Origin of the sequence: Paenibacillus sp. 8b26 (assembly GCF_050626875.1) — a bacterium.
Classification (GTDB): Bacteria; Bacillota; Bacilli; order Paenibacillales; family Paenibacillaceae; genus Paenibacillus.
The window spans coordinates 1324774-1341434 of the sequence record NZ_CP192445.1 but is presented as its reverse complement, the minus strand read 5'-3'; the positions used below and the strand labels follow the sequence as shown (position 1 = coordinate 1341434).

Here is a 16661-nt window from a genome sequence, read left to right as displayed (position 1 = left end):
AAACATGTTCCATAACGAATGGAGGTGTTTCGGCTGTTTCAAATTTAATGTTATGAACATGAATTTAGAGGACTTGCCGAGGGATAACAGGCAAACTAATCATGGTCTCAGTATCTATAAATTTTAGTGTATCTTCATCCACTAACAAACCTTGCGGCGAAACCCAAGCTGCCTCTGCTACGGCTGCATTTTCGAAGATGTATAACGAAATAGCATCATAGGGTGCTTCGTCGGGGACATAGGCTCCATCTCCTTTTCCCGGTTTTCGAGTAGGATGCTGCCGATAAGAAATAAGCCCCGGAAGCTTGGTAGCAAGAGGTCCATGAGTGAATTCATAATGATAGCGAAACTCTTCAAGTGACATCCCTGGTTTTCTTCGGAACACAAACATGATGCTATGTCCTTTTTCAGGATATACATTTAACTCTTTTATACTCTCCATTATGGTTTAGCCTCCTCGAGTTAGTTTATTTAACATATGGCTATTATAGCAATGAAAATGAGCATCCTAATAGTGTCTTAATCTAGAGTTTTATGGTGTAAATCAAGTTTTGTTTGGAATGTGTACTGTTTCACGTTATGTTTTATTCCATAAAACTATTCGTATACTTTGAGCATAAAAGGGGGAAGGAACTCATGAGTGTTCTTCTTATACAAATAGACGAGAATGATTTCATGGAAGTGAAGGAGCTGATCACAAGGAATTATGCAGGAGCTAAAGTCATTACTGTGAATCAGTTGCCTGGGGATACGGATTGGCTTCTAAGTATGACAGAAATACCTGGTCTTTTGGATAGACTTATCAATACAGCTGGGGAACCTGCGGTGCAACGCGTTTTACATTATATAAACTGTCACTTTAGAAGATCATTAACGTTGGAGGAGGTATCTTCTGAAGTCCATTTGAATCCAGTCTATTTCAGTCAGTGGTTTAAGCAGAAGACCGATTGTGGGTTTAAAGAATACATTACTTATATTAGACTTCAGGAGGTACGACACTGGCTGCTAAATAGCGATCACACCATCAACTGGATCGCTGAGTATGTGGGGTATCAGGATACAGCACATCTATCTAAACTATTCCGCAAACATTTTGGTTTGGCTCCAGGGATGTATAGACAAAAGATAAGGAATGAACGCCAAGCATCAAGATAGTTCATTTTCAAAAAAGTATCTGAGGAAAAGGGTCGCCAAGCTCAGGATTTGGCATGGGTCCTCTAACATATTTCATTAAGCATATAGGTGTTCAAGGAAAATAAAGTATTCTTTGGGGGTCTTATTAAGAAGAAGGACGATTAGTAACTATGCAGAATTGTGATACCTAATTTTTTCATACTCATTGAGAACATCGTGTAATACATGATGTTCTCAAATAACTTGTTTTCGCTAATCTATAAGTTAAAGAACGGGTTATCTCGCTTATGAAGGGTATACCTGATTCCTTTTAAACAATCCCCATACCTGTTCGGCCATGTATTTCGGTGAATGTGGCATGTTATTTATAATCCACCATTCGATTACCCCAATGAATGCAAAGGCCATAAATTGCGTGATCAATAGCTTGTCATACCCCTTATTAAGGTCCTCCATATTGACTTGGTCTTTTATATTTCCTGTCACGATCTCCAACATATGCTCCCGAAAAGCAGGGATTCCTTTATTCGAAAGCATGGAAGCGAAAAACGTATGGTTCTGCTCAAAGTATTGAAAAACAGGTAACAAAGAATGGATAAAATCAACCTTTTCCTGATTTGGATCGGTTGAGATGCAAACGGAGGTCATTCTGCTCAAATGCTCATCGATGCATTTGTTAAGAAGATCGTATTTATCGGTGTAGTGAAAATAAATGGTTCCTCTGTTAACATTCGCCCGATCCGCAATCTCATTAATAGTTATTTCCTCAAAATCCTTCTCCGAGATCAAACCTATAAATGCATTAAATATGGCTGCCTTTGTTTTTAAGATTCTTCGATCGATTTTAACTTCCATAATGTATAGCCCCCAGAAGATATTTAACAAATTATTTGAATCCGTTGAATATAAAACAAAAATCACTTTATTGGCGATTGAAGTAATCATCATAACCCATATAATAATAACCAACGAACGTTATATATTCAACAAAAGATCGATAAAGTTTTGTTGTAACCTAAATGTTCATTGGGTCAAAAGAGCAATCTAACAATAAAATATCGAGGTGATCGACTAATGAACATAACGATTTTTGGTGGTAGTGGTGCAATTGGGAAAATTTTGACTGAGGTAGCAATTCAAAACGGAGATAACGTTACCCTTTATGCTAGAAATGCGGGGAAAATTGGACAGAAACATGAGCAGCTAAATGTTGTCGAGGGTCAATTATCTAATCAAGACTTGGTGGAACAAGCACTATCGAATGCTGATGTCGTCATTAGCACATTGGGACCCGCACTCGATACGTCCAGAAAATTAAAAGGTACCCCTGTTGCGGATGGTCATGAGGTTATTGTAAATGCGATGAGAAAGTTAAATAAGAAACGACTCATTACACTTGCTACTCCAACCTTGAAATCTGATAAGGATCGGAATTCGATTGCCACAGTTGTACCGGGAATTATGGCCAAGGTGATGTTTCCGAATGGTTACCACGAAATGAAAAAGCTTGAAAAAATCATCAAGCGATCTTCTTTAGACTGGACAGTAGTTCGGATTATTAATCCAAATGTAAGGCATAAGGAAAACGTTCATTATGCTTACTCGCTAGGCGATCAGCCAGCCAAGATGGGGGTATCCCGAGAAAATATCGCTAAATTTATGTATCATGCAGCTTCCGAGCCATCCTTAATTCATCAAATGCCAATTGTATACAACAGTTGAGAAAGGATTCGATCTGTTTATCAAGTGAAGGGAGAGGAACGAAATGAAAGTAGAGATTTGGTCGGACATTGGCTGCCCATTTTGTTATATTGGAAAACAGCGTTTCGAGGACGGGCTGGGGCGGTTTGCATCCAAAGATAAAGTGAATGTGGAGTACCGGAGCTTCCAGCTAGATCCTTATGCCGAGAAATACCCTGCTTACGATGTACATGACTTGTACGTTTCAAAGCATGGTGGCAGCAGGGAAGAAGCCAAGGCCATGCATAAACAATTTGCCCAACAAGCGAAGAGTGATGGAGTGGGTTTTCGATTTGACCGAATAATCCCTACTAATTCGCTCGATGCGCATCGATTGATCAAGTTTGCGGGTACCTATGGCAAGAGTGCGGAAGTGTTGGAGCTTTTGTATAAAGCGTATTTCACAGATTCCAAGCATATCAGCGACGCGGACACACTGGCCGACATAGCGGCGGAAGCCGGTATGGATCGCGAGAAAACGCTCAACGTGCTGGAAAGCACGCAATATGCGGATGAAGTTCGTGCAGATGGGCGCGAAGCAAGCAACCTTGGAGCTAAAGGTGTACCATTCTTTGTCATCAACCGCAAATATACGATTTCAGGCGCAGCACAATCAAGCGAAGTATTTCTCGAGGCGCTGCAAAAAGCATGGGACGAGGAACATCCGCTGATGACGTTAGATACGACTCTAAACCAAGAATCAGGCAATGTTTGCGAGGATGGTTATTGTACGCCAAAAAACAGTTGACGGAGGCGCCATTAAAGTAATCGTAAAACAGCGGCAGTCCAGGACTTTATTTTCTCGTCCATAGCTGCCGCTGTTTCTTTTATTGGAACTCTTTGGGTTTTAATGCTTGGCGAATCAGTTGATTGAATTGACTTATATGGTGATCAAAACTGAATTGTTCGTCAGTAGCTGTACGTGCAATAAGGCCGTCAATCAGCGCATACAACCAGAGAGAAAGGGTCTCCACATTATAATCTGGATCTACTTGTTTTTCATGAATAGCACTTGTAAGCAGATTTTTGAATGATTCACGCATGATGATATCACTTTGATTGAAGACATATCGCACACCCTTATTGCGTGAAGCTTCAGCCAAAATTTCGATCCATAATCTCTGGTCCATAGGATATACAGGGTCACTGACACAGCTAGTGATAATCGTCAAAATCTGTCCGAGTGGATCTTTTTCGGTATCTTTAAATTCCATCTTGGTTAAGGCATGGCGCTGTTCTTCTTCCACCAGTGCAATAATAAATGCATCTTTACTCGGAAAGTGGCGATACAGATTCCCAGCACTCATGCCTGCTTCTTTTGCAATTTCGACAATGCCTGTTTTGTGAAATCCATTGCGTGAAAAACATCGAACAGCAGCCTCGATGAGCAAGCGTCTGCTATCGTCTTTTTGTTTCATTCGTTTCGATTTAGGCAGTTCAGAGTTATTCATTGTACTTCAAATGTACAGGGATATCTTCTTGACTCTTATCCCTGTAACCTCCTTGCTTCGAGAAATAATGTACATCTATCATACCATGTACATTACCATAGTCTGTATTTGGATTAAAGCGTATTAAAGGCTGGGCGCTCTTTATTGTTAATATCTCCAAGCAGAGGTAAACGAGACAGCATATTCGCCAGGAAATAAGAGTCCCAAGGGAAATGTTCAGTGATCCCTAGACCGACTACATCATAAGACCGGGCCACATCTTGCAAAACTCGGATAATGGTTTCCATACTTGATCCTTGTGGAAAGCTCTTGGTGTATTTCTCGTATGTTCCCGGATAAGCAACCAGAAGGGAACGGAATTCTTTCATATCCAGTACATCCAGATCAAAATGGACAATAATCTTGGATGGTTTTTTCTCAGCTAGCCATTCGAGTACTTTAGAACTATCCTGTTTAATTTCATCTGGACCTACAATATCCAATTTCATATTTCGCATTGGGTCAGAGTTAAGGGGTTCGAACATATCATTCAATCCTACATATAGCACTTGTTCAGGACTAAAAAGGTGAGGAACCTCAGCAACAAATTCCTGATCACCTACACCAAGCAAATTGGCAAGAACATGAGCATGATGATTTTCAAAGTCTTCAGGGATTGAGACATCAGGGTGAGCATCAACCCATAGCAGAGCAACATCTCCATCATATTTCTCATTTAAATAAGAAAAAGGAGCAAGTTCTACACTGCAATCCCCTCCAAGGACAACGATACGTTCAGGATTATGTTTATGAATTAGACTTTTGGCTGATCTAGCTTGTTGCAATACGGTACTTCTTGCAATTATACCTTGTTCTTTTTCTACATTAGGGTTCAGATCCACCGGTACTATTTCAAAAGGACCATCGGACTTGGGAGCAAGCCAGTTTAACAAGTGAGCTCCCAGAACGTAAGGAGGGTTGTTCCCTCCTTGCCATTGAGGGAATAACAAACGCAGTGTACGGCTTGTATCCATTTCATTCAAAAGACATTTCTCCTTTTATTTAAGTTAGTGATCGTTCATTCACTGAAAATGATACAAGATTACTTTTTATATTGCAAACCCTAAATAACAGAGAATGCCTATTTGAAATTATGCTGATTATACAATGACAATCATGAAATTCTAAAGGAAGCTTTTTTATCTTTTATTATTTTTATAGCAAATGAGAAAAATTCTTTTTGATAAAGAAGGAGCAAGCCGATGGCAGTTAAGACAAAGAGTAAAAGAAAGATAGAAACGCTCATATACTAAAGGCAATTCACGACATATAGAAAAAGTGTCGTTATAGGCTTTATTAGTGACAAAACTAATTACAGCGGACATCTTTAGTTTTTTATAGCCAAAGAGAGTGTCTAATAAGCTAATCTTTGAAGTAAACATACTCTGAATGATGATATTTGTTGCTTGAACTTGCTATGTTTTAGCTATGATCAAGGATATCAAGAAAAATAGGCAAACAAAAAAGGGCGTTTCTGGAGCAATCCGGAAGTGCTTATAAATTCTTGTTTGCTGGAAAAAGGATGATCGGGGACCGTTTGTAATATTAATTGATGAAAGTAGCTCAATTAAAGCATTTATATTCTCTAGCAACTCTTCCAATTCACGTTCAGCAATTTTGTGAAAATCGAGTTTTTAGTTTGCGTTCACTTATGTTGTTGCAAGCAAGCGGTGAGCAGACATTGAGGGAACTACTGCTGAACAATAACCACTCCGGAATATTTGTTTCCGGTATGGATTTAACACTATCTGATGACGAAAAATATTATTTTTGAGAAGTGTTGAGCGAAGTGTATAATTTTGTTTCACAGGAAGGGTGAAACAGTATAAAGCGCTTTCGCATGAGTATGAAAGCAGCGAGAATGATAAATAATGATCTGTTCAGATTGGCAAAAACCTCCGGTGGCTCGGGGATTTTTGTTGTTTATAAAAATTTTCCGCATGTATACAGATGTTTGGCACGGAACTTGCAATACTAATAAATGAGAGAGACGAAGGGGGGAGACAGATAATCGGTGTAATGTTATTTTCTTTTTGCCTATCGCTCTCATTTTTTGCGTTATTTGCTGTAGGCATTATTGGATACGCGCTCGGTGTTTTGGATGCCGGTCAGGGAGTCATCCTTGGCCAGAATTTTGTAGGATATACAGCTTGAATCCATGGTATTGAGTTGCAGAGGAAAATGTAAGCGGTTTATTTTCGGTATCGTAGTACATGCAAAATTTCAAAAAAGGATGTGAAAGAATATGAAGAGGAAGTTAAGTGTGCTGCTTATTTTTTTTATGGTAATGGGTCTACCTTTAACTCCCGCCTTTGCTGCGGATCCTGGTTATTATGATGAAACATACCGTAATCAGATTCATTTTTCCCCCGAGGCTAACTGGATGAATGACCCGAATGGAATGGTTTATTATAAGGGTGAATATCATTTGTTCTACCAGTACCATCCGTACGGAACGGCATGGGGACCGATGCATTGGGGTCATGCGGTGAGCAAAGACCTTATCCATTGGAAACATTTACCGATTGCATTATATCCGGATGAAAACGGTCAGATTTTCTCGGGAAGTGCAGTGATCGATTGGAACAATACAGCAGGGTTCGGAAAAGAAGCGATGGTTGCGATCTTTACTCATTCCAGGGATAACGGCCAGGTTCAAAGCATTGCGTACAGCTTAGATAGAGGCAGAACCTGGACTAAGTATGAAGGAAATCCAGTAATGCCGGATCCCCCAATATCGGATTGGCGAGACCCTAAAGTATTCTGGCATGAAGACTCCAGACAATGGGTGATGTCTTTGGCCGCAGCGAATAAAGTAATGTTCTATACTTCGCCCAATTTAAAAAAGTGGACCTATGCAAGTGAATTTGGTGAAGATAACGGAATACAGGCCAACAGTCTGGATACCACTTCGTACGCTATGTCCTCACAGGAAGGCGCTTCATTCTCCTATGAGGGAGATATTACCCTTAATAAAAAGAATGGCCGGGAAGGCTCAGGAGGTCTGGTTTTTCGTGCTGACAAAAATGCGAAAAACGGTTATGTCGTCAGCCTGGACGCCCAAAATGATGTCGTTACTTTAAATAAGAATGTCGATGGATCGAATACAGAAATTGCAAGCAAGTCTTTAACCCTGGGAACCTCATCAACTTACAACGTGCAGGTGGACGTATATGGTCATGACATTCATGTGTTTGTAGATGATCAGTCTGTAATTAAAGAAACTGATACTGAATTTGATTATGGTTATTACGGTCTGACCGCCTGGAATTCAACAGCTTCCTTTCGAAATGTAAATTTCAAGAACACCTCTAACTTTGCAACCAACCTATCTAATTGGTCGGCTGTAACCGGCCGGTGGGAAGATACCATGGAGGGGAAAAGCGGTACATCAGCAGATGATGCTTTTATCATAAGTGGTAAGACAGGGGATAATTTTATATATAATGCGATTGTTGATTTGTCAGAGGGAGGAGATGAAACAGGATCACTTATTTTCCGAGCGGATGCTGATGCGGAAAATGGATATATGGCGAGTATCGATGCTTTAAACGATAAAGTGAAAATCGTGAAAATGGAAGACGGGAATAGAACGGTTCTGGCCGAAACCACAGTAACGTTGGATACTTATCAAAGCCATGATTTAAAAGTGAGCACATTAGGAACAAATATAAAGATGTATCTGGACGGAAATCTCATTCATGATATCGATGATGCAACCTTCCTGTCCGGCCATTTTGGATTACATCTTTTGCACTCTTCTGCGATATTTCAGGATGTTCAATTGGGTAGAAATATCATGGCCGATGAGAAAGAAATCACCAATCATGATTTTGAAACAGGCGATTTAACCGGATGGACTGTGATCCAGGGTGATACTTTTTCGGATGATCATGTATCCAGTGAAGCGACTTATTGGGGTGGATCCTTCGGACATGAAGGGAATTATCACTTGTGGGGATATTCCAAGCTTCACGAGGGAGATGAAGCAACGGGTGAACTGCATTCCTCCTATTTTAAACTAGGCGGTTCCGGTGAAATCAATCTATTATTAGGAGCAGGCGATGATGGCGACAATACCTATGTATCATTGGTCAGAGCAGCCGACGATCAAGAATTGATTCGCCAGGCCAATACAAGATTTAATGAGGAAAAATATTCAAAATACGTATGGGACGCGTCCAAATATATTGGTGAAGTGTTATATATCAAGGTAGTAGACCATGCAAAAGATGGTTACGGTCATATAAATGTTGATGATGTTAATGTTTATAATGAAGGGACCATATCGGATAAAGTTGACCAGGTTGCAAAAGAGCCGGAGAAAACAGATATGAAACAAAGCGGACTCCTCACAGATTGGTCCGCTGTTTCTGGACAGTGGATTCCTTCCACAAACGGCAGCATCGGAGGAGTATGGGAATGTCCTACGTTAGTCGAATTGCCGGTTGATGGCGACCCTTCAAAAAGAAAGTGGGTCCTACAGGTAAGTATAAATGATGGTGCTCCGGCAGGCGGATCGGGCATGCAGTATTTTGTAGGCAGCTTTGACGGTAAAACGTTTAAAAATGAAAATACTTCCGATAAAATGTTATGGACTGACTATGGAGCTGATTTTTATGCTGCTGTGGATTGGAGTGGAGTAGAAGGGAAGAATGGTGAGAAATATTGGCTCGGCTGGATGAGTAATTGGAAGTATGCCAACGATACACCCACCTCAACGTGGAGAAGTTCAACAACACTGCCGCGGAAGATGGAGCTCACTCAAACCGCAAAGGGTCTACGTTTAAAACAAGCCCCTATTTCGCTAAAAAGCATTCGTGACAGAGGGGATCGTATATCGTATACCAATAAAATGATATCGGGTAACAGCCATCTTCTTTCTAATTTATCAGAAGATACATTTGAACTGATCGCTTTGTTTGATGTTTCAAATACGGAAGCAACAGAATTTGGCTTTGAAATCCGTAAAGGAAGTGAGGAAAATACAACTGTCGGTTATGATGTCTACAACGAACAATTATTCGTAGACCGGACTCATTCAGGAGATTTCGATTACGGAAGTAGTGTAGTTGGTAAGCATGAGGGACCATTACATGCTAAAAACGGCACGGTTAAATTGCAGGTTATTGTTGATAGATCAGCTGTAGAGGTGTTCGGCAATGATGGTACGACCGTGATTACCGATCAGATATTCGCGGATTCTGCAAGCAAAGGACTAAAGATCTATAGTAAGGGCGGAAATGTTAAGCTGAAATCTTTGGACCTATATCCTCTAAAGAGTGTATGGAAAGAAAAAAGCTCTTCTTTTAAATCAAACTTATCAGGTTGGACCACCGTTAACGGGAAGTGGGCGGACACCATTCATGGCAAACAGGGACAGAGTAAGGGAGATGCTTTTATAGTATCAAAAGTGACCGGCAGGAATTTTGTATATGAAGCCAATATAAACGTGCCAGATACAGATTCCCACCCCGGTAATTCTGAAAAAGATTTGATAGACAATTCCATTGGAGCTGGTTCGTTGGTTTTTCGTTCTGACTTAACAGCAAAGAATTCGTATGCAGCAAATGTTGATATAAAAAATAATGTTGTAAAATTCATTAAATTTGTTGATGGAACCGGATATGAGATTGCAACATATAACAATGATGGAAAATTGGATTTACAGCCAAATACAGATTATCATCTCAAAGTAGAAGCGCAAGGCAATATCACTAAGGTTTATTTGAACAATAAATTAGTTATCGACACAAAAGATCAAACTTATAAAGAAGGATACTTTGGTCTCAATGTATGGGATACAACGGCTTTTTTTAATGATGTTAAAGTGAAACTAAAACATAAAGATGAATGATTAAGGTTGGTTAAATAATGACATTTGTATCTCTATGAGTTTAGTTTGTGTCGCCGCACAGCGACACAAACTTTTTTAAAATCACGCACTGCTGTTAAAGGCTGACTGTAGCGCTCGTTGCGGCGGTATGGAAGCGGGGATCAGTGGGAATTATAGCAACCTTTGATCGTACAGCTGCCGAATCAGCTCCCAATTGATCGGACGGGTCAGCACCGGTTGTAAATTCGGGTAGGCATCCGTCATCCCTGGTTCGGGCCTGTACAGTTTTTGCGAATGAACCGCCTTTAATCGAGGCATGAGTTGAAAGCCCGGCAGATGGCAAAAAGCAAAGGCGACTTCACTTTGACTGTGAGAATCTACATAGTTTTTCTCTACTTCCATATCGGTGCAATGTCGTAGCAGCCCTTCGATCATAGCTGCAATCTCGGATGAGGAACAAGATTTGAGCTGCGAATAGATACAAGTTGAATTTTTCTCCACTGCCAGTAAATCATCACGCCACGGCCACGGTACCGGATATGCCACTCTGTCATCAAATTCTGATCCCAGGCCCCAAACTTCTTTGAGTCGGATGCACAAGAAGTGGTTCCTTCTCCCCAAATTTCCTGCATCCGTACCCGAAAGATGGCATTGACCACTTCAGCAATGGCATTGCGCAAGTTATCTTTGTGAATGAATTTACGCCGCACATAAAGCAGATCTTTATAGCTTTCGCCAAAATCACCGGCACTGACCCGTTTTAAGCCTGTATTGGTCCCTAATCCGTAAACGGAAAGAATCAGACGCTTCCTCTTTCTGTAATCCGTACTTTGGGGTTCTTTGGCATCCCGGCATTCAGTTTTTCGAGCCCTTCGACCATTTCTTGTTTCAGCGCCGTAATAAACGAATCCGCATCTAACGGTTGATTCAATGCCTTATAGTTTTCTTCGCGCCGCTGCTCAAAGTCGGGGTTTGCTACAAATGTGGAAGGTATACGAAAGGAATTTAATTATGTTCCTTTCCCACCTTTTAAGACGTTGTATGTTACGAAGAAACCGATATACGTATAAATTTTGATATTGATCTGGTACTGTGGAAAGGATATGCGACCGTTTTTTTACTATGACACTTGAACAAAGTGTATTATAAATAGCGTGCAGCGCTCTTGTCTGCACGCTATTTATGTTCAGCCATTCCTTGATATGGTTTGATAAATCCTATATTCAAGGGAGTTTTATCATAATGGATATTATTTCCAAAATCGATAGTCAGGAATTTAACAATCAGTATGGTGCTGCTGCTGTAGATCGAGAAACGATTAAGCAGAAAGTGTGTTCTGTAAAAAACAATAAAATGATAACCCAAACGATTGTTGATGGTGAAATGGAATTCACGGAATCGATATTCGACCCTCTCCGAAAATGAATAAAGTCAATAACAATGTATGGGTAATCACACTTAAGGATTCTGTCATGCAATTGTTGCCTTTTATTCTTTTAGGATCGGTATTTTGTCTTCTGACTATACCTGGAGATGTGTATCATATCAAAAACTACCCTGATTTTTGGGTTCCGTTCGGATGGACGATGGGTATGCTTTCGCTGTTGGTTTCTTTCCTGATTCCGTTTAATTTGATGGAAAAGAAGAAGTTAAAAAAACAGCGCTTTATTGCCGGATGTACAAGCCTGGTTACTTTTTTGATCATCGTAACTCCTCAAGTCGTAAAGGACGGTACGGTTGGTTTTACTCATAGTTCTTTGGGCACCGGAGGGATGTTCGTTGCCATCATCGCCGCTATGATTACCGGTTATATCATGGGGCTGTTCGGAAAATTCTCCTTTTTCAAAGAAGATTCCGTCATCCCGGACTTTGTCAGATCCTGGTTTGATTCCATGCTTCCCATTGGGGTGACTATCGTTCTGGCCTGGGTGTTGGTCGATCTCGTTCATATTGATATATACAACATCATTTTAAATATTTTTATGCCGTTGGCCAACGTGGTAGAGACACCTTGGGGATTCATGTTAATTCTGTTTATCAGCTGTTTCTTGTATTCCATGGGGATTTCCAGTTGGATTTTGACCCCTGTCACCAAGCCGATTTTTCTGGCGGCCATTATGGCAAACGCTACCGCGGGGGCGCATAATATCGTAACGGCCGAAACGATTTATTCGGCATACTTGTGGGTAGGTGGTGTGGCCTGTACGTTGCCGCTGGCCATTATGCATCTACTTTCTAAAAGCACCAAGCTAAAAGCGCTAGGACGCGCATGTTTGGTACCTTCTATCTTTAATATCAACGAGCCTTTAGTGTTTGGTTCAATCGTATGGAATCCCATTATGATGGTGCCTATGTGGATCAATGGTTTGATTTTACCGTTGATCGTTTGGATCGGAACCAAAGTCATTCACTTTGGCCCCATCCCGAAGTGGTTTTCGATATGTGGTACGTTCCTTTTCCAATTTCCACGTGGATTACAACGGGAACCATTACAGGCATTATCCTGATGTTAATCGTTGTCGCGGTAGCCACGATGATTTGGTATCCATTTTTCAAAACCTACGAAAAACAAGAGCTTGAAAAAGAATTGCCACAAACCAATTAATCTGTTAAGGAGACTTTATTATGACTTCGGAACAAGTAGCCCAAAATGCGATGCAAATCATTTTGCACGCAGGGGAAGCAAGAAAACATTGTACGGATGCACTAAAGGATATTGAAAAAAGCGACTTTGACAGCGTTAAGGAGAAGATGAAATTAGCCAATGCGGAAATTGTCATCGCTCATCGCGTGCAAACGAATTGTATCCAAAAAGAAACGGAAGGAGTAAAAGGAGGTTACTCCGTTTTATTTGCCCATGCGCAAGATACGCTCATGACGGTCTATAGTGAAATTAATATTACCAAGCGGTTAATTGATATTTTCGAGAGCTTGAACCAGAGATTGATCCAACTGGAAATGACTAATAAATAACGAAAGGAAGTAATCAAAATGAAGAACATTCCAACAGGATTCCCATCCGATTTTTTATGGGGGGGAGCGGTTGCCGCCAACCAATTAGAAGGTGCTTACAATGTTGACGGATAAGGGTTAAGCGTAGCGGATATTAATGAATATTTGGATGGTATTCCTTTAGATAAAAAGTCGAATTTAGAACTGACTACGGACTATATTAAAGAAGCCATTCAAAGCGAAGATCGAGTTTTCCCGAAACGTTGGGGAATCGATTTCTATCACACCTATAAAGAAGACTTGAAATTGTTAGGGGAACTGGGACTCAAAACCTTTCGCACCTCGATTAACTGGGCAAGAATTTTTCCCATTGGTGACGAAACACAGCCTAATGAAGCAGGCTTGAAATTTTATGATGACCTGATCGACGAAATTATAGCGAACGGCATGGAGCCGATGATCACCCTATCGCATTATGAAATGCCGATTCATTTAACGACGGCTTATAAAGGGTGGTACTCCAGAGAAATGATCGACTTCTTTGTTCGATTCAGCCAAGTGGTTTTTGATCGGTACCATAAAAAAGTGAAATATTGGATTATCGTTAATCAAATCAATTTGATCGATCATGAATCCTTCAACCACCTGGGCATTGCGGAGGATGTGGTGGATGATTTGGCCTCCGCCAAATATCAAGGCTTGCATCATGAATTTGTTGCCTGCGGCCTGATCACGAAATATGCCAAAAGTCTGGATCCAAATTTGCAAATCGGGATGATGCTGTGTGGGGGACCGGCTTATCCGGCTACCTGTCGGCCGGAAGACATCTTTGCCACCGTGCGCAGAAATCAGATGGAGTACTTTTTCTCCGATATTCTGCTTCGCGGATATTACCCGGGTTATGCTTTCCGTTATTTCGCCGACAATAACATCACTGTCGAATTTGCAGAGGGCGATGAAGAAGCATTGAGAAATACGGCGGACTTTATGTCCTTCTCCTACTATACCCGCATTTACGATGCGGAAAGCATGAAAAACGATGATCGCCTTTATTTTAACGGGTCCAGGAACCCTGCTGCTCGAAAAGATGCTATTTAAATTTGGGAGACTGTATAAATTGAATTAAAGAAAGAGCAATTTATATAGAAAGAGGAGATAGAAACTATGGTGAAAAAAACATTTACAGTCATTGACGAATTAGGCATACACACTCGTCCGGCTTCCATCTTGGTTCAAGCCGCAAGTCAATACAATGCGGAGGTGAACATCGAATATAACGGTCGATCCATTAACTTAAAATCGATTGTGGGCGTCATGTCTTTAGGTGTTCCACATGGAGCGCAAATTCAAATTGCTGCGGTAGGTTCCGATGCGAATAAGGCGATCCAAGGGATTGAAGAAGCATTAAAGAACGAAGGGCTTAGCGAACCATGCGAAGTTATCTGAAAGGAATCGGCGCTTCAGCTGGTATTGCGGTCGCCAAAGCCTACCGCTTGGAGGAGCCGGAGCTTCAAATTATTAAAAAAAGTATTATCGACCGGGACGCCGAAAAACGGCGATTGGAGCAGGCTATCGGCTGCGCAAAAGATGAACTGAAAAAAATTACGGAATATGTAAACCGAGAGCTTGGCGCCGATAAAGCGGAAATTCTCGTAGCCCAGTTATTGGTGTTAAACGACCCGGAGTTGTTAAATCCGGTGTTCGAGCGGATAGGCACGGAAGGCGTGAATGCGGAATTTGCCTTAAAAGAATCAGCCGACATATTTGTTTCCATGCTGGAATCTATGGAAAACGAATATATGCGGGAACGTGCGAAGGACATCCGCGATGTAATGAATCGGATAATCGCCCATTTATTAGACGTGCCAATTTCCAATCCTAGCTTGATTTCCGAAGAAGTCGTCATCATCGCCAAGGATTTGACACCTTCCGATACCGCGCAGTTAAACCGCCGATATGTGAAAGGTTTTACGACGGATATCGGTGGCCGCACTTCCCATTCGGCAATCATGGCCCGCTCCATGGAAATCCCGTCTGTCGTCGGCACAAAACAAGCTACGGCCAGGATTAAAAACGGCGTAGTTGTCATTGTCGACGGTTTGGAGGGCGAAGTCATCATAGACCCATCATCAGAAATCATCGCACAATATGAAGCGAAAAAAGCAAAATACGAAACGCAAAAAGCGCAGTGGGCCAAATTGGTTCATGAGCCGACGGTAACTAAAGATGGCATGCATGTGGAACTGGCCGCAAACATCGGTACACCGGCTGATGTTAAAAGTGTGCTGGAAAATGGAGGGGAAGCGGTCGGGCTTTACCGTACGGAGTTCCTTTACATGGGTAGAGACCGGCTTCCGACAGAGGAAGAGCAATTTAATGCTTACAAAACAGTTCTTGAAAAAATGGAAGGGAAGCCGGTTGTTGTCCGTACGCTGGACATCGGCGGAGATAAAGAGCTGCCTTACTTAAATCTGCCCAAAGAAATGAACCCGTTTTTAGGCTTTAGAGCGATTCGTTTATGCTTGGAAGAACAAAATATTTTCCGTACGCAATTACGTGCATTATTACGTGCAAGCAGCTATGGAAACTTGAAAATCATGTTCCCTATGATTGCAACATTATCTGAATTTAGGGAAGCAAAAGCCATTCTTTTGGAAGAAAAAGAAAAGCTTGCGGCCAACGGTGTAAAAGCAGCGGATAATATTGAAATTGGCATGATGGTAGAAATACCATCTACCGCTGTAATGGCGGATCAATTTGCCAAAGAGATTGACTTTTTTAGCATTGGAACCAATGATTTGATCCAATATACCCTGGCCGCTGATCGCATGAATGAACGCGTATCCTACTTGTATCAACCATATAATCCAGCTATTTTACGGCTCATTTCAATGGTCATTGATGCGGCGCACAAAGAAGGAAAATGGGTTGGGATGTGCGGAGAAATGGCAGGCGATCCGATGGCTATTCCTTTATTGCTTAGTCTGGGGCTTAATGAGTTCTCCATGAGTGCAACCTCAATCCTCCTGGCACGTACACAAATCAAAGAGCTGGCAAGTGAACATGCACAAAACATTAAAGAGGCCGTTCTATCAATGAAAACGTCAGAAGAAGTTATTGAGTTTGTAAAAAGGACATTCTATATCCATAACTCCCTAGGAAGTCAGGTGTAACAATCTGTCTCTTCTGATTAACTTTATAATACAAATCGGTGCTTTAGTTGAAGAAAAAACATCATTAAGGTGTACTTCCACATTCCCATCATGCTAAGGCAAGTTAATACCCCAAAACAGCTTAGTGAAGCACGCTTTGCGTGCAGGCTTTCGAACAGATTATGTGTTAATGGACAACTGGTTCACGCTAAGTGAGATCTGCCGCGTTTTGCCCAAAACAAAAAAGATGCTATTTGGAGCTCGGTTCTGTCCAGACTGGGCAATTCTTTTGGTATGCCGATGCAGTACGTGATCTGGATTACCAAACGACTCTGCAACAATTGATGTCATTCTTTG

The 16661-nt window shown here is 41.3% G+C and carries 13 protein-coding genes and 2 pseudogenes; 10 read left to right on the top strand and 5 right to left on the bottom strand.

Annotated elements, in window-relative coordinates:
• Window positions 1-64: 64 nt before the first annotated feature.
• A complete protein-coding gene (locus ACQ4MX_RS05885) occupies window positions 65-442 on the bottom strand; it encodes an EthD domain-containing protein (RefSeq protein ID WP_431089744.1) in 378 nt (125 codons plus the stop codon).
• Between the two features lie 194 nt (window positions 443-636).
• Between ACQ4MX_RS05885 and ACQ4MX_RS05880 the strand changes: the two genes are divergently transcribed.
• Window positions 637-1155 carry a helix-turn-helix transcriptional regulator gene (locus ACQ4MX_RS05880; RefSeq protein ID WP_431089743.1) on the top strand — a complete coding sequence of 173 codons (519 nt, stop codon included), beginning with the start codon at window positions 637-639 and terminating at the stop codon, window positions 1153-1155.
• Between the two features lie 264 nt (window positions 1156-1419).
• On the opposite strand, the gene ACQ4MX_RS05875 is transcribed toward ACQ4MX_RS05880, so the two are convergent.
• Window positions 1420-1989, bottom strand: a complete 570-nt coding sequence (locus ACQ4MX_RS05875; protein ID WP_431089742.1) for a TetR/AcrR family transcriptional regulator — start codon at window positions 1987-1989, stop codon at window positions 1420-1422.
• A gap of 219 nt (window positions 1990-2208) precedes the next feature.
• On the opposite strand from ACQ4MX_RS05875, the gene ACQ4MX_RS05870 reads away from it, so the two are divergent.
• Both ACQ4MX_RS05870 and ACQ4MX_RS05865 read left to right on the top strand, forming a co-directional pair.
• The gene (locus ACQ4MX_RS05870; protein WP_431089741.1) at window positions 2209-2856 is read left to right on the top strand and encodes an NAD(P)-dependent oxidoreductase; all 648 of its coding nucleotides are present in this window, start codon (window positions 2209-2211) and stop codon (window positions 2854-2856) included.
• Between the two features lie 43 nt (window positions 2857-2899).
• A complete protein-coding gene (locus ACQ4MX_RS05865) occupies window positions 2900-3622 on the top strand; it encodes a DsbA family oxidoreductase (protein ID WP_431089740.1) in 723 nt (240 codons plus the stop codon).
• 79 nt (window positions 3623-3701) lie between these two features.
• Here ACQ4MX_RS05865 and ACQ4MX_RS05860 read toward each other — a convergent pair whose 3' ends face one another.
• Complete coding sequence (locus ACQ4MX_RS05860) at window positions 3702-4325, bottom strand: TetR/AcrR family transcriptional regulator (RefSeq protein ID WP_431089739.1); 624 nt, start codon at window positions 4323-4325, stop codon at window positions 3702-3704.
• A gap of 113 nt (window positions 4326-4438) precedes the next feature.
• A complete protein-coding gene (locus tag ACQ4MX_RS05855) occupies window positions 4439-5338 on the bottom strand; it encodes an arginase family protein (protein WP_431091260.1) in 900 nt (299 codons plus the stop codon).
• Between the two features lie 1271 nt (window positions 5339-6609).
• Between ACQ4MX_RS05855 and ACQ4MX_RS05850 the strand changes: the two genes are divergently transcribed.
• Window positions 6610-10221, top strand: coding sequence for a GH32 C-terminal domain-containing protein (locus tag ACQ4MX_RS05850; protein WP_431089738.1), 3612 nt, complete (start codon window positions 6610-6612; stop codon window positions 10219-10221).
• A gap of 162 nt (window positions 10222-10383) precedes the next feature.
• Here ACQ4MX_RS05850 and ACQ4MX_RS05845 read toward each other — a convergent pair.
• A pseudogene (locus ACQ4MX_RS05845) lies at window positions 10384-11167 on the bottom strand (Tn3 family transposase); the annotation flags it as partial.
• A gap of 275 nt (window positions 11168-11442) precedes the next feature.
• On the opposite strand from ACQ4MX_RS05845, the gene ACQ4MX_RS05840 reads away from it, so the two are divergent.
• From ACQ4MX_RS05840 to ptsP, 6 genes and pseudogenes are all read left to right on the top strand, one after another.
• Window positions 11443-11625 carry a hypothetical protein gene (locus ACQ4MX_RS05840; RefSeq protein ID WP_431089737.1) on the top strand — a complete coding sequence of 61 codons (183 nt, stop codon included), beginning with the start codon at window positions 11443-11445 and terminating at the stop codon, window positions 11623-11625.
• Window positions 11626-11672: 47 nt separating this feature from the next.
• A complete protein-coding gene (locus ACQ4MX_RS05835; RefSeq protein ID WP_431089736.1) occupies window positions 11673-12707 on the top strand; it encodes a PTS transporter subunit EIIC in 1035 nt (344 codons plus the stop codon).
• Window positions 12708-12825: 118 nt separating this feature from the next.
• A complete protein-coding gene (locus ACQ4MX_RS05830) occupies window positions 12826-13173 on the top strand; it encodes a PTS lactose/cellobiose transporter subunit IIA (protein WP_431089735.1) in 348 nt (115 codons plus the stop codon).
• Window positions 13174-13191: 18 nt separating this feature from the next.
• Window positions 13192-14250 (top strand): annotated as a pseudogene (locus ACQ4MX_RS05825) (glycoside hydrolase family 1 protein).
• Window positions 14251-14316: 66 nt separating this feature from the next.
• Complete coding sequence (locus tag ACQ4MX_RS05820; protein WP_431089734.1) at window positions 14317-14598, top strand: phosphocarrier protein HPr; 282 nt, start codon at window positions 14317-14319, stop codon at window positions 14596-14598.
• Entirely contained in the window at window positions 14583-16325 is a 1743-nt protein-coding gene (gene ptsP / locus ACQ4MX_RS05815) for a phosphoenolpyruvate--protein phosphotransferase (protein WP_431089733.1), read from the top strand. The genes ACQ4MX_RS05820 and ptsP overlap by 16 nt, the downstream gene beginning before the upstream one ends.
• Window positions 16326-16661: the final 336 nt, after the last annotated feature.

Coding starts and splice junctions, on each gene's coding strand:
- ACQ4MX_RS05885 (WP_431089744.1), bottom strand. CDS start 442: ATGGAGAGTATAAAAGAGTTAAATGTATATCCTGAAAAAGGACATAGC.
- ACQ4MX_RS05880 (WP_431089743.1), top strand. CDS start 637: ATGAGTGTTCTTCTTATACAAATAGACGAGAATGATTTCATGGAAGTG.
- ACQ4MX_RS05875 (WP_431089742.1), bottom strand. CDS start 1,989: ATGGAAGTTAAAATCGATCGAAGAATCTTAAAAACAAAGGCAGCCATA.
- ACQ4MX_RS05870 (WP_431089741.1), top strand. CDS start 2,209: ATGAACATAACGATTTTTGGTGGTAGTGGTGCAATTGGGAAAATTTTG.
- ACQ4MX_RS05865 (WP_431089740.1), top strand. CDS start 2,900: ATGAAAGTAGAGATTTGGTCGGACATTGGCTGCCCATTTTGTTATATT.
- ACQ4MX_RS05860 (WP_431089739.1), bottom strand. CDS start 4,325: ATGAATAACTCTGAACTGCCTAAATCGAAACGAATGAAACAAAAAGAC.
- ACQ4MX_RS05855 (WP_431091260.1), bottom strand. CDS start 5,338: ATGGATACAAGCCGTACACTGCGTTTGTTATTCCCTCAATGGCAAGGA.
- ACQ4MX_RS05850 (WP_431089738.1), top strand. CDS start 6,610: ATGAAGAGGAAGTTAAGTGTGCTGCTTATTTTTTTTATGGTAATGGGT.
- ACQ4MX_RS05840 (WP_431089737.1), top strand. CDS start 11,443: ATGGATATTATTTCCAAAATCGATAGTCAGGAATTTAACAATCAGTAT.
- ACQ4MX_RS05835 (WP_431089736.1), top strand. CDS start 11,673: ATGCAATTGTTGCCTTTTATTCTTTTAGGATCGGTATTTTGTCTTCTG.
- ACQ4MX_RS05830 (WP_431089735.1), top strand. CDS start 12,826: ATGACTTCGGAACAAGTAGCCCAAAATGCGATGCAAATCATTTTGCAC.
- ACQ4MX_RS05820 (WP_431089734.1), top strand. CDS start 14,317: ATGGTGAAAAAAACATTTACAGTCATTGACGAATTAGGCATACACACT.
- ptsP (WP_431089733.1), top strand. CDS start 14,583: ATGCGAAGTTATCTGAAAGGAATCGGCGCTTCAGCTGGTATTGCGGTC.